The organism is Sulfurihydrogenibium subterraneum DSM 15120 (genome assembly GCF_000619805.1).
In the GTDB taxonomy this organism is placed as follows: Bacteria; Aquificota; Aquificia; order Aquificales; family Hydrogenothermaceae; genus Sulfurihydrogenibium; species Sulfurihydrogenibium subterraneum.
In genome coordinates, this window is the sequence record NZ_JHUV01000008.1 from 290,411 (window position 1) to 302,745 (window position 12,335).

Consider the following 12,335-nt stretch of genomic DNA (forward strand, 5'->3'; position numbering starts at 1 on the left):
TACTTATTTGTTCCCGAGTAGCTCAGCAGGCAGAGCGGTCGGCTGTTAACCGACTGGTCGGGGGTTCGAATCCCTCCTCGGGAGCTTCTTAAAAATCTTTTTTTAAATTCAAGGGGGCAGTAAATGGATTTAAAGAAAATTCCAGCCGGTAAAAATCCGCCAGAAGACATATACGTTGTGATAGAAATACCTCAAGGAAGTGGTATAAAATACGAAGTTGATAAAGAAAGTGGAGCTGTTTTCGTAGACAGATTTTTATTTACCGCAATGTATTACCCTTTTAACTATGGATTTATACCAAATACTTTGGCTGATGATGGAGACCCTACAGACGTTTTAGTAATATCAAGGGAGCCAGTAGTACCCGGAAGCGTAATAAGAGCCAGACCTATAGGAATGTTAGAAATGGAAGATGAAGAAGGAATAGACACAAAGATAATAGCTGTTCCTGTATCAAAATTGGATAATACTTTTGACAACATAAAAGAAGTAAATGACCTACCAGAAGCTACCTTAAATAAAATTAAACACTTTTTTGAACACTACAAAGAGTTAGAATCTGGAAAATGGGTTAAAGTAAAGTCTTTTAAAGGTTCAGAAGAAGCTAAGAAAGACATACAAAAGTCTATTGAAAACTTTAAAAACTCTTGACTAAAATCTGAATAAGGTATATAATATTTATCTCTTTTGAATACGGAGTGTAGCTCAGGTGGGAGAGCACGTGCCTTGGGAGCACGGGGTCGCAGGTTCAAGTCCTGCCACTCCGACTACTGATTAAAAGGAAGGCGCGCCCGTAGCTCAGCTGGATAGAGCAACGGACTTCTAATCCGTAGGTCGCACGTTCGAATCGTGCCGGGCGCATAACACCGCGGGGTGGAGCAGCTTGGTAGCTCGCCGGGCTCATAACCCGGAGGTCGCAGGTTCAAATCCTGCCCCCGCAACCAAAATAATTTATATTTTTGGATTCAGCTAGTGTAATTTCTTTTTTCATCAATTGTACTAATCCCTATAAAGCAAACCTTTCTTTTAACATAACCAAAAATTTTTAAGACATTTTTTAAAACATTTGAATATAAGAAAATATAGGAGTATATTATATAGTTATAACTCTTAAAAAGGTGTAAAATATGGCTGTAGTGAAAAAAACTATAAATATTGAAGAAAATTTAGCAATAGAACTTGAGACTTTATCCAAAATCTTAGGTACATCCCAAAGTGAAATAATTGAAAAAGCTTTAGACTTTTACCTTGACTATATAGATGGAATAATTGCAGAAAGGGTAAGTAAAGAAATAAAAGAAGGAAAGATAAAAGTTAATGAAGCTGATAAAGTATTTAAAAAATTTTTCAATTTTTGAAGTTGAAGGAGATAGATTAATAATTCTGATACTAAGAATTGGCAGAAGAAAAGATATATATAAAGGTTTAGAACTTTAACCAAATCTTCCAAACAAAATCTAACACATCTGGTAAAATAAGATTTATTTAGTTTGAGAGGTTTGTTATGGAAAAGTTTTTTTTAAATGGTCAGCATTTTAACGATTTATCACTTCTAAGACCTTTAATGTATGGTGAAGGAGTTTTTGAGACCTTTAGATACAATCAAAAACTTCCTAAATACATAGACTATCACTACGAAAGACTTATAAAAGGAGCTTCCTTCTTAAAAATACCACACATAACTAAGGAAGATTACATATATTACATTAATCAAGCTGTAAACTCTGTAGAAGAGAAAGACTTGTATGTAAAAACGATTTTACTGTCAGAAGGTAATTCTTACTACCCATTACAGCCGTATAAAAGTAATCTTTTAGTGGTTGTAAAACCGTATCAAACAATAAATTCTCCTATTACTTTAACTGTATCTCCTTACAGAGTCCACAGTAAAGACCCACTACTTAAAATAAAATCAACTAACTACCTTAGAAACATTCTGGTAAAAAGATACGCCCAAGAAAAAGGATTTTTTGATGCAATTATTTTAAATGAAGATGATTGTATAACTGAAACCTCTTCTGCTAACATATTTTGGATAAAAGGTAGATACCTTTACACTCCTTCTTTAGACTGTGGAGTATTAGAAGGTATATCAAGGAGAAAAATATTAGAAGAAGCTAAAAATCAAGGATTTATTGTTGTGGAAGGAATGTTTAACTTAAAAGATTTAAAAGATGCAAATATAATCTTTCTGTCTAATGCTCTACACGGAATAATGAAAGTAGAAAACATTGACCCAGAGGTATTTAAATGAGATTTAAGATTTTAATTCTAACTATTTTATACACTTTTGTTCTGTCTTACGCAAACCCTTTAAAAGAAGAAATTGAAAGTTTAATTAAAGACCAAGATGTTGCCGTAGGTATTTACGTAGAGTCCTTGGCAACAAAAAGTTTTAAATACATTTTGAACGAAAAAATGCCTTTTATTCCAGCTTCAAATCAAAAGATTCTTACAACAGCTACAGCTATAATTAATCTAACTCCAGATTACAGATTTAAAACAACTGTTTTAACAGACGGTTTTATAAAAGACGGAGTTTTAAAAGGCAATCTTTACTTAAAAGGAGGAGCTGACCCATCTTTATCTGAAGGAGATTTAAAAAGTTTTGCTGATTACTTAAAACAGTTGGGTATTTCAAAAATAGAAGGAAATATTATAGGAGATGATTCTTTCTTTTCAGAAGAAGGGAGAGGACACGGCTGGCCAGAGAAAGATTTTGATTACTGTTTTACAGCTCCTTTTAGTGCTTTATCTGTAAATGAAAACTGTCTAAGATTAGAAATTTTGTCAGATAAGAAAAATACAGTTATAAAAATGTATCCAGACAACGATTACTTTGAAATTGTTAACAATCTTGAATTATCTAAAAAATATTCAGATTACAAGGTTAAAGTAGAAGGAAGAAAGATATATCTCTTTGGAAAAATAAAGCCTTTATCCAAAGTTGAGGTTTCAATTCCTGTTGAAAATCCTTCACTATTTACAACTTCTGTTTTATACAAAGTAATTAAGCAAAGTGGTATAAAGATAACTGGAAAATACTACATAGGAAAAACGCCATCAAATACAACTGTAATAATTACTCATAAATCCCAGCCACTTAAAGAGATTATAAAAAAAGCAAACAAGGACAGTAATAACTTTTATGCAGAACAGATATTTAGAACCTTAGGTAAAGAGATTTTAGGCAAAGGAGATACAGAAACTTCTGCTACAGTGGTAATAAACACTCTAAAAAGAGCTGGAATAGATGTTTCTAATATTAGAATTTACGATGGTAGTGGGCTTTCAAGATTTAACCAAATCACACCTGAAAGTATATCAAAGATTTTATCTTACATGTATAACACTCCATACTTTTTTGATTTTTATCAGTCTTTAGCGGTAGCAGGGACAGATGGAACTCTAAAACATAGATTTAAAGATGTAAAAGGTAAGATTTATGCAAAAACAGGATACATTAAAGGTGTAAAAAATCTGTCAGGATACATTCTTTCAGATAACGGAGAAGTCTATGTATTTTCTATATTAGTAAACAATCTTAAATCTACCGAGATTGCAAATAAAATTCAAGAGAGTATATGCTTAATCCTTGCCAATGGAAAAACTCAGTTATAATTTATCTTTTAATATTTTAGGAGGTTTGAAAAAGTGACTTTACTGGCATTTTTAATTATGTTAGGCGTTTTAATAACTATTCATGAGCTTGGACACTTTTTATTTGCAAGAATGTTTGGTGTTAAAGTAGAGTCTTTCTCCATAGGTTTTGGACCGCCTATCTTTAAATGGAGAGGAAAAGAGACAGAGTATCAAGTAGCCCTTATCCCCCTTGGTGGATATGTAAAAATGTACGGTGAAGACTCAATGACAGAGCCTATACAAGGAAATGTAGATAAATCTGCATTTTCTGACCCAAGGTCTTTCCACTCTAAACCAAACTGGCAAAAAATGTTAATAGCCTTTGCGGGACCTTTATTTAACATCATTCTTGCAATAATACTGTTTATAGCTGTTTACATAATTGGGACAAAAGAGCCTGCTTATCTATCTGAACCTGTTGTTGTAGGTTATGTAGAGAAAAACTCTATCGCTGAAAAAGTAGGAATACAACCTTTTGACAAAATAATCAAAGTAAACGGGAAAGAAGTAAAAAACTGGAAAGAATTTACAATAGAGATAGGCATGAAAGCTGGAAAAAATGTTGAGCTTGAAATATTTAGAAATGGAAATATTCAAAAAGTATCAGTTCTACTTCCAGATGATATGACAAAACAGTCTTTTGGTATATCTCCTGTTTTACCTGCCAAGGTAGGTAAAGTATTAGAAAACTCTCCAGCTGCAAAAGCAGGATTAAAAGAAGGAGATGTTATAGTTGGAGTAAATGGAAGACCTATCAACACTTGGTTTGAATTTGCTGATTTTATGGCTTCATTAAAAGAAAAACAGAGTATTAACTTACTTGTTAAAAGGGATAATAAAATCTTTAGTATTATGATTGAACCTCAATATAATGAAGAGTTAAAGAAGTTTACAATAGGAATAGCACCAAAGTTTGAAGCAAAAACTATACAATATTCTCCTATAGAAGCTGTAGGAAAAGCTTTTGAAAAAACTAAAGACCTAACAGTTGCAATATACAATGTAATTGCTGGACTTATAACTGGAGAGGTATCATTTAAAACCCTTGGAGGTCCTATATCAATAGCCAAGTTTTCAGGAGAGGCGTTAGAAACAGGGATAAGTACTTTCTTGTTTGCTATGGCTTTTATATCTCTGCAACTTGGATATTTAAACCTTCTACCTATACCCGTTTTAGACGGAGGATTGATACTTATTTTACTTATTGAAACGATAATAAGAAGACCTCTGCCAGATAAAGCAAAAGAATATTTAGCTTACTTTGGATTCGCACTACTTGGAACCTTAATGATATACGTCATTTTTAATGATATATTAAGAGTTATACAATAAATATATCAAATATATTTTTATATATGGAGTAGAAAATGGCTACAAGAGTGGGGATAATTGTTTTAAGTGGAACCTTAGATAAGGTAATGCCTGCATTCATCATAGGAACTACTGCAGCAGCAATGGGAATGGAAGTTGGAATGTTTTTCAGTTTCTACGGTTTAAACGCCATTCATAAAGAAAAACATAAAAATCTAAAAGTATCACCTATCGGAAACCCTGCTATGCCAATGCCAATACCAGTGCCTCAAATACTTACCGTAATGCCTGGAATGATGGACTTTGCAACCTCTATGATGAAATCAATGATGGAAAAACACAAAGTCCCATCACTACCTGACCTTATTCGGCAAGCAAAAGAGTTAGAGATAAAACTATACCCTTGCCAAACTGCAATGACACTTTTTGGATACACAACGGATGATTTAATAGAAGGCGTAGAAAAACCAGCTGGAGCTGCCACATTTTTAAGTTTTGTTAATGCAGGAGATAAATCAATTGTGTTAAACTTTTAATATGATCATAAAGGAAAATTACGAAAAAATAGAGGAAAGGATTCAGAAAGCTTGTCAAAGAAGCGGTAGAAAAAGAGAGGAAGTTATACTGCTTGCAGCATCTAAAACCCAGCCTGTAGAAAAGATACTACAGGCTTACCAATGTGGTATAAGATACTTCGGAGAAAACAGAGTCCAAGAAGGAATAGAAAAAATAGGAGTTTTAAAAGAATACAAAGACATCCACTGGCATCTTATTGGAGGACTTCAAACAAACAAAGTAAAGTATGCAGTTAAATACTTTGAAATGATTCACTCCGTAGACAGAGAAGACCTTGTTGATGAGCTTGAAAAAAGAGCTTCAAAAATAAATAAAGTCCAAGAAGGACTTATAGAAGTTAACTTTGGAGAAGAGTCTAAATTTGGAGTAAAGGAAGAAGACCTAAAAAAACTATTTGAGTATATTCTGACAAAGAAACATATAAAAATTTTAGGACTTATGGCAATACCACCTTACTTTGAAAACTTAGAAGATGTAAGACCATTTTTTAGAAAGTTAAGACAGTTAAAAGAAGAGTTAGAAAAAGAGTTTAACTTACAGCTTCCACATCTTTCTATGGGAATGTCCCACGACTTTGAAGTTGCAATAGAAGAAGGATCTACTATAGTAAGGATAGGAACTGCACTTTTTGGAGAAAGAAAATGATAAATAAAGACCTTTTAACAATACTTGCCTGTCCTGTTTGTAAATCAGACTTAGAGTACATAAAAATTAAAGAAAATGAATTTCTTAAATGTTTAAAATGTAATCTCTACTATCCGATAAAAGAAGATATTCCAATTTTACTTGAAGATGAAGCATTAAAGGAAGAAGATGTTAAAAGAGATTAAGTACGTTCTTTTAGCTTTGTTTATCATCATCTTAGGATTTTTACCGTTTTACTTAATATCCTCAAAACCTTCAAACCAAATTGAGATAAAAAAGTTAGACATAACAAATTTAGAGCCTGTTATCGGAAAAGAAGGAGGCATTTTAAAGAGAACATTATCATCTGACCCTAAAACCTTAAATCCTGTAATGGCTCAGGAGACAAGCTCTACAGCAGTTATTGGTTCTTTATTTAATGGACTTACAAAAATAAATGAAAAAACATTACTTCCTGAGGGAGATTTAGCAGAAAAATGGGAAGTTGACAGCACTGGAACTGTTTGGAGATTTTATCTAAGAGATGCAAAATGGTTTGATGGAAAACCAGTTACAGCTGATGATGTTGTATTTACCTATAACGAGATATACTACAACGACTCAATCCCTACATCTTCAAGAGATGTTTTAACGGTAGAAGGAAAACCTTTTAAGGTAAGAAAAATAGATGATAAAACAGTAGAGTTTACTTTACCTAAACTTTTTGCAGTCTTTTTAAACGCAGTTGGTCAACCTATACTTCCAAAACACATCCTTGAAAAATCAGTAAAAGAAGGAAAATTTCCTTCAACTTGGACTGTAAACACAGACCCTAAAGAGATAATAGGAACTGGTCCTTATAAACTTGTAAAGTACGTTCAAGGTCAGTACGTAATCTATGAAAGAAATCCTTACTACTGGGAAAAAGATAAAATAGGACAGCAATTACCTTATATAGTCTCAATACAGTCTCAGATAATAAAAGACCCTGACGTTTCTTTAGTTAAATTTTTATCAGGAGAAAGTGATATATACAGTGTTAGACCTTCTGATTTACCAAAGTTGGCTGAAAATTACAAAAAAGGAGATTTTACCATTTATAACTTAGGTTCAACACCAGCTATAACATTTATAGTTTTTAACCAAAATCCAAAGGCACCTATACCTAAGTATAAACTTAAATGGTTTCAAAACGAAAAATTCCGTCAAGCTATTTCTTATGCTGTAGACAGGGTAGGTATTGTAAATATGGTTTACAACGGACTGGCACACCCTATATATACAGCTGTAACACCAGCCCAAAAAAGATTGTTTGATGAAAATTACTATCCAAAGTATCCTTATGATTTAAAAAAAGCAAAAGAGATTCTTTTATCAATAGGATTTACAAAAGGGAAAGATGGATTTTTATACGATAAAGAAGGACACAAACTTAGCTTTACACTTATAACAAACGCAGGAAACAAAGAGAGAGAATCTATAGGGAACATTGTAAAAGAAGATTTAAAAAAGATAGGAGTAGAAGTAAACTTTCAAGGACTTGACTTTAATAACTTGGTATCAAAATTAATGGCAAACTACGATTTTGAAGCTGTAATAATAGGTCTAACAGGAAGTATAGACCCATACTTTGGGCAAAGCGTCTGGCTATCTTCAGGACATATGCATATGTGGAACCCAAAACAAAAAACTCCTGCAACGGAATGGGAAGCTAAAATAGATGAGCTATTTAAAAAAGCATCAACAGAACTTGACCCTATAAAAAGGGATAACCTTTATAAACAAGCATTTAAAATAATCGGAGAAAAACAGCCTATGATATTCATAGCAGCTCCCGAAGAGATGGTAGCAGTAAAAAACAAACTAAAAAACGTTTTTCCTACAGTATGGGGATGGTATAAAGGAGATTACGTGTTTATTGACAGGTAAGGTATAATTAGTCTATGGTATAATATTTTTTTGAATAATTTTAAACACTTTTTATTAGGAGGTATAGATGTCAATCACAGCTGAGAAGAAGCAAGAACTTATTAAAAAGTTTGCTTTACATGAAAACGATACAGGTTCACCAGAAGTTCAAATTGCAATTCTTACAGAAAGAATAAGAAACCTTACAGAGCACATTAAAGCAAACAAAAAAGACCTTCACTCAAGAAGAGGTCTTATTGGAATGGTTAATAAAAGAAAAAAACTTTTAAGCTATTTAAAAAGAGTAGATGAACAAAGATACAGAAAAGTTATAGAGGAATTAGGTATAAGAGAATCAGCTGGAACAAATCAATAATGTAATGTAGGGAGCTGTAATGGAGATAGAAGAAATTAAGGTTGAGACAGAAGTTAATGGAGCTCCTTTTATAATTGAAACAGGATATTTTGCAAAACAGGCAAACGGTGCGGTAATAGTAAGACAAGGAGATACTGCTGTCTTAGTAACGGCAGTAATGTCTGAAGAACCACAAACTGATATAGATTTTCTTCCTTTAACCGTTGAATATAGAGAAAAGTATTACGCTTATGGTAAAATTCCTGGTGGTTTTGTAAAAAGAGAAGGAAAACCTACAGATAGAGAAGTATTGGTAGCAAGAAACATTGACAGACCTATTAGACCATTATTTCCAAAGGGTTTTTATAATGATATAGTTATTACTGCTTACACATTATCAGCAGATGATAAATATGACCCAGATGTTTTAGGAATAGTAGGAGCTTCTGCAGCTCTACATATATCAGATATACCTTTTGAAGGTCCCATTGCAGGTGTTAGAGTCTGTAGAGTTAACGGAGAATTTATAGCAAATCCAACTTACCAGCAAAAAGCTCAAGCGGATATTGAAATAGTTGTTGCTGGTTCAAAAGATGCGATTGTTATGGTAGAAGGTGGTTCAAAAGAAGTTCCAGAAGAAGATATTCTTGAAGCTATGATGTTTGGTCATCAAGAGATAAAAAAACTGATAGAGCTTCAAGAAGAGTTAAGGGCAAAATGTGGTAAAGAAAAACTACAAGTTCCTATAGATGAAGAAGAGATAATTTTAAAAGACAAACTGACAGAATTTGCTTACGAAAAAATAAAAGAAGCATTTAAAATTACAGATAAAAAACAGAGAAACAAAACAATTAACTCTATATTTGAGGAAGCTGTAGCTACCCTTGAGATACCAGAAGAAAAAATAAAAAAAGCTTCTTTTATTTACAAAGATATAGTGAGCAACGTAATGAGAGATAATATATTAAACGAAGGCATAAGAATAGACGGCAGGAAACCAGAAGAGATAAGACCTATATGGATTAAAGTTGGAGTATTCCCAAGGAACCACGGGTCTGCAATATTTACAAGAGGACAAACTCAAGCTTTTGTTACTGTAACTTTAGGTTCCCTTTCAGAAGGTCAGATAGAAGAGAGTATAGAGGCTGGCGAGGTAATGAAAAGGTTTATGCTTCACTACAACTTCCCTCCTTTCTCTACAGGTGAAGCTAAACCTCCAAGAGCAACTTCAAGAAGGGAGATAGGACACGGAAACTTAGCAGAAAGAGCATTAGAGCCACTCATCCCACCGGAAGAAGAATTTCCATATGTTATAAGAGTTGTATCAGATATATTAGAGTCTAACGGTTCTACCTCTATGGCAACTGTATGTGGAGGTTCTTTGGCTTTATTTGATGCTGGAGTGCCGATGAAGAAACACGTTGCCGGTATAGCAATGGGATTAATTAAAGCAGAAGATAAGTTTGTAATACTTTCTGACATATTAGGAGATGAGGACCACCTTGGAGATATGGACTTTAAGGTTGCAGGAACGAGAGACGGTGTTACATCTATTCAGATGGACATAAAAGTTAAAGGTCTAACAAAAGAAATCCTTGAAAAAGCTTTACAGCAAGCAAGGGAAGGCAAAAATTACATTCTAGACCTTATGTATCAAGCTATACCAGAACCAAGAAAAGAAGTATCCCCTTACGCTCCAACAGTTACAACTCTAAGAGTTTTACCTGATAAAATACCTATCATAATAGGTCCAGCTGGTAAAAATATTAAAAAGATTATAGAGGAAACAAAAGTTAAGATAGATTTAGACCCGGAAGGATTAGTCAAAATATATGCAACTTCTAGAGAGGCAGCAGAAAAAGCTGTAAGTATGATAAATGAGCTTATTTTAGATATAGAGTTAGGCGAAGTTTACATGGGGAAAGTTACAAGGGTAGAAGATTACGGAGCATTTGTTGAGCTATTACCCGGAAGATTATCTTTACTACACGTATCTCAAATAACAGGAGAAAGATTAAAATCTGCAAAAGAAAAAATAAAAGTTGGTGATATTCTAAAGGTTAAAGTGTCTGAGATTGATGATCAAGGAAGAGTAAAAGTTTCATTAAAGGATGTCCCTGAAAATGTCGAACCTAAAAATAAATTCCTTTTCAAGGAAGAATAATTTAAGGGGGTAGGTAAAATGATTAACAAATTTAAAAAAGCAAGTATTGCTTTTGCTATGGCGGGTTATATGACTTTATTATCAACAGCTCCTGCTCCTGCCGCAATGGTAGATTCAGTTATGTCTCAAAATCAATCTGTAATTGAAAACCAAAGAGAAGCTGAAATTAATAAAATTCAAAGAGCATTAGAAAACCAGCTTGTTAGAGAGAAGTTAAAAGCTTATGGTTTAACAGATGAAGAAGTTAAACAAAAGTTAGATAAAATGAGCGACCAACAGATACATATGTTAGCGCAGGCTTCCGATAAAGTTTTAGCAGGTGGTGATGCAATAGGTGCAGTTATAGGCGTTCTTATAATTGTTTTACTTATCATAGTTATTCTTAAACTTTTAAATAAAGAAATAATAATCAGATAATATAGTAGGGAGGTTTGCCTCCCTTTACTATTATGAAAAAAATTTTTTTTGTTATTTTATTTTTATTTAATGTATCTTTTAGTCAAGTCCTTTTAAACGTTCCTTTTGTAAAACAAAAAGATGAGTTTTGTGGACCTGCCTCTTTATCTTCGGTATTCAATTTCTACGGATTAGAAATATCTCAAGAAGAAATTGGAAAAGAAGTTTACAATCCTAAATTAAAAGGTGCTTTAATAACAGATTTAGAAAATTTTGCTAAGTCAAACGGTTTTAAAACCATTTTGAAAAAATCAGATATTAATGAAATTAAAACATTTATAGATGAGAAAAAGCCTGTCATTGCATTGATAGACTTAGGTTTTTGGGTTGTTTCTAAACCTCATTATGTTGTAATCATTGGATACAACGAAAAAGGATTTTTTGTACATTCTGGATACGAAGAAAAAGTTTTTATCCCTTACCAAGAGTTTGAAGAAAAATGGGGAAAGATGGGAAAAACAATATTAGTGGTTTACAGATGAGAAAAAGTATTGTTCTAATTTTACTTGGATTTTTTATATCATCTTGCTCTTTTCCTAAAATTATTGTTTATGACGACCCACTATCAGCTTCCCAGCATAATGATTTAGGAGTTATCTACGAAAAGAAAGGAGAGTTTGATTTAGCAGAAAAAGAGTACAAAAAAGCTATAAACAAAGATAAAAACTGGTACTTGCCTTACTTTAATCTTGGAAATTTATATTACAAGATGGGGAAAAAAGAAAAAGCGATTGAATATTACTTAAAATCCTTAGAAAAAGAGAGAAATCCAGACACATTAAACAATTTAGCATATGTTTTATATGAATTTGGAAGGTATGAAGAAGCTAAAAAATATATAGAAGAAGCACTTTCCCTAAAAAAAGACCCTAATTATGAAGATACCTACAAAAAAATATTAGAAAAGCTTAATCATTAAGGGTTATCTTCACTACTTACTTTTATAATGGTTTTGACGTTGCCTCTTGGATTCCAGTCTCCTATTACTTCTAACTTTCTTGGTTTTAATAGGTTATATAAGTCTTCGTATATTTTATTTGTAGCTTCTTCGTGAGATATGTATTGATTTCTATACTTGTTTAAATAAAGCTTTAATGATTTTAGCTCCACTATATACTTGTCTGGTATATAGGTTATTCTTATAGTAGCATAATCTGGATATCCAGATCTTGGACAGAGGCAGGAGAATTCAGGAAAAGTTATATCTATCGTATAGTTTCTCTCAGGGTATGGATTAGGCCAAGGTTCTAACTGAGATTCTAATATCTCCTTTTCTCCATACTTCATAAGACCACCTCT

At 32.7% G+C, this 12,335-nt stretch carries 15 protein-coding genes and 4 tRNA genes; 18 read left to right on the forward strand and 1 reads right to left on the reverse strand.

Going from position 1 to position 12,335, the window contains the following annotated elements:
* The first annotated feature begins 11 nt into the window (after window positions 1-11).
* The 18 genes from Q385_RS0102225 (at window position 12) to Q385_RS0102315 (ending at window position 11,955) form a co-directional block, all read left to right on the forward strand.
* Window positions 12-84 (forward strand) — tRNA-Asn (locus Q385_RS0102225).
* Between the two features lie 39 nt (window positions 85-123).
* Window positions 124-651, forward strand: coding sequence for an inorganic diphosphatase (gene ppa, locus Q385_RS0102230; RefSeq protein ID WP_028950105.1), 528 nt, complete (start codon window positions 124-126; stop codon window positions 649-651).
* Between the two features lie 43 nt (window positions 652-694).
* Window positions 695-767 (forward strand) — tRNA-Pro (locus Q385_RS0102235).
* 20 nt (window positions 768-787) lie between these two features.
* A tRNA-Arg gene (locus tag Q385_RS0102240) sits at window positions 788-861 on the forward strand.
* Window positions 862-867: 6 nt separating this feature from the next.
* A tRNA-Met gene (locus Q385_RS0102245) sits at window positions 868-944 on the forward strand.
* Window positions 945-1,127: 183 nt separating this feature from the next.
* Window positions 1,128-1,358, forward strand: coding sequence for a ribbon-helix-helix domain-containing protein (locus tag Q385_RS0102250; protein ID WP_028950106.1), 231 nt, complete (start codon window positions 1,128-1,130; stop codon window positions 1,356-1,358).
* Between the two features lie 146 nt (window positions 1,359-1,504).
* Complete coding sequence (locus Q385_RS0102260) at window positions 1,505-2,254, forward strand: aminotransferase class IV (RefSeq protein ID WP_028950107.1); 750 nt, start codon at window positions 1,505-1,507, stop codon at window positions 2,252-2,254.
* The gene (gene dacB, locus Q385_RS0102265; protein ID WP_028950108.1) at window positions 2,251-3,621 is read left to right on the forward strand and encodes a D-alanyl-D-alanine carboxypeptidase/D-alanyl-D-alanine endopeptidase; all 1,371 of its coding nucleotides are present in this window, start codon (window positions 2,251-2,253) and stop codon (window positions 3,619-3,621) included. Before Q385_RS0102260 ends, dacB begins: the two co-directional genes overlap by 4 nt.
* 33 nt (window positions 3,622-3,654) lie before the next feature.
* Window positions 3,655-4,974, forward strand: coding sequence for an RIP metalloprotease RseP (gene rseP / locus Q385_RS0102270; RefSeq protein ID WP_028950109.1), 1,320 nt, complete (start codon window positions 3,655-3,657; stop codon window positions 4,972-4,974).
* A gap of 35 nt (window positions 4,975-5,009) precedes the next feature.
* Window positions 5,010-5,489 (forward strand): DsrE/DsrF/DrsH-like family protein, encoded by a 480-nt coding sequence (locus Q385_RS0102275; RefSeq protein WP_028950110.1) that lies wholly within the window; start codon window positions 5,010-5,012, stop codon window positions 5,487-5,489.
* A gap of 1 nt (window position 5,490) precedes the next feature.
* Window positions 5,491-6,174 carry a YggS family pyridoxal phosphate-dependent enzyme gene (locus Q385_RS0102280; RefSeq protein WP_028950111.1) on the forward strand — a complete coding sequence of 228 codons (684 nt, stop codon included), beginning with the start codon at window positions 5,491-5,493 and terminating at the stop codon, window positions 6,172-6,174.
* Entirely contained in the window at window positions 6,171-6,359 is a 189-nt protein-coding gene (locus Q385_RS0102285) for a Trm112 family protein (protein ID WP_028950112.1), read from the forward strand. Before Q385_RS0102280 ends, Q385_RS0102285 begins: the two co-directional genes overlap by 4 nt.
* The gene (locus Q385_RS0102290; protein ID WP_028950113.1) at window positions 6,343-8,082 is read left to right on the forward strand and encodes an ABC transporter substrate-binding protein; all 1,740 of its coding nucleotides are present in this window, start codon (window positions 6,343-6,345) and stop codon (window positions 8,080-8,082) included. Before Q385_RS0102285 ends, Q385_RS0102290 begins: the two co-directional genes overlap by 17 nt.
* A gap of 67 nt (window positions 8,083-8,149) precedes the next feature.
* The gene (rpsO, locus tag Q385_RS0102295) at window positions 8,150-8,437 is read left to right on the forward strand and encodes a 30S ribosomal protein S15 (protein WP_028950114.1); all 288 of its coding nucleotides are present in this window, start codon (window positions 8,150-8,152) and stop codon (window positions 8,435-8,437) included.
* Window positions 8,438-8,456: 19 nt separating this feature from the next.
* A complete protein-coding gene (locus Q385_RS0102300) occupies window positions 8,457-10,580 on the forward strand; it encodes a polyribonucleotide nucleotidyltransferase (RefSeq protein ID WP_028950115.1) in 2,124 nt (707 codons plus the stop codon).
* Window positions 10,581-10,598: 18 nt separating this feature from the next.
* On the forward strand, window positions 10,599-10,997 hold the full coding sequence (locus Q385_RS0102305) for a PA2779 family protein (protein WP_028950116.1): 399 nt from the start codon (window positions 10,599-10,601) through the stop codon (window positions 10,995-10,997).
* A gap of 32 nt (window positions 10,998-11,029) precedes the next feature.
* Window positions 11,030-11,518: a C39 family peptidase gene (locus Q385_RS0102310; protein WP_028950117.1), complete on the forward strand. Its 489-nt coding sequence runs from the start codon at window positions 11,030-11,032 to the stop codon at window positions 11,516-11,518.
* Window positions 11,515-11,955 carry a tetratricopeptide repeat protein gene (locus Q385_RS0102315; protein WP_037919420.1) on the forward strand — a complete coding sequence of 147 codons (441 nt, stop codon included), beginning with the start codon at window positions 11,515-11,517 and terminating at the stop codon, window positions 11,953-11,955. Before Q385_RS0102310 ends, Q385_RS0102315 begins: the two co-directional genes overlap by 4 nt.
* Here Q385_RS0102315 and queF read toward each other — a convergent pair.
* Window positions 11,952-12,323 (reverse strand): preQ(1) synthase, encoded by a 372-nt coding sequence (queF, locus tag Q385_RS0102320; protein WP_028950118.1) that lies wholly within the window; start codon window positions 12,321-12,323, stop codon window positions 11,952-11,954. The genes Q385_RS0102315 and queF overlap by 4 nt on opposite strands.
* Window positions 12,324-12,335: the final 12 nt, after the last annotated feature.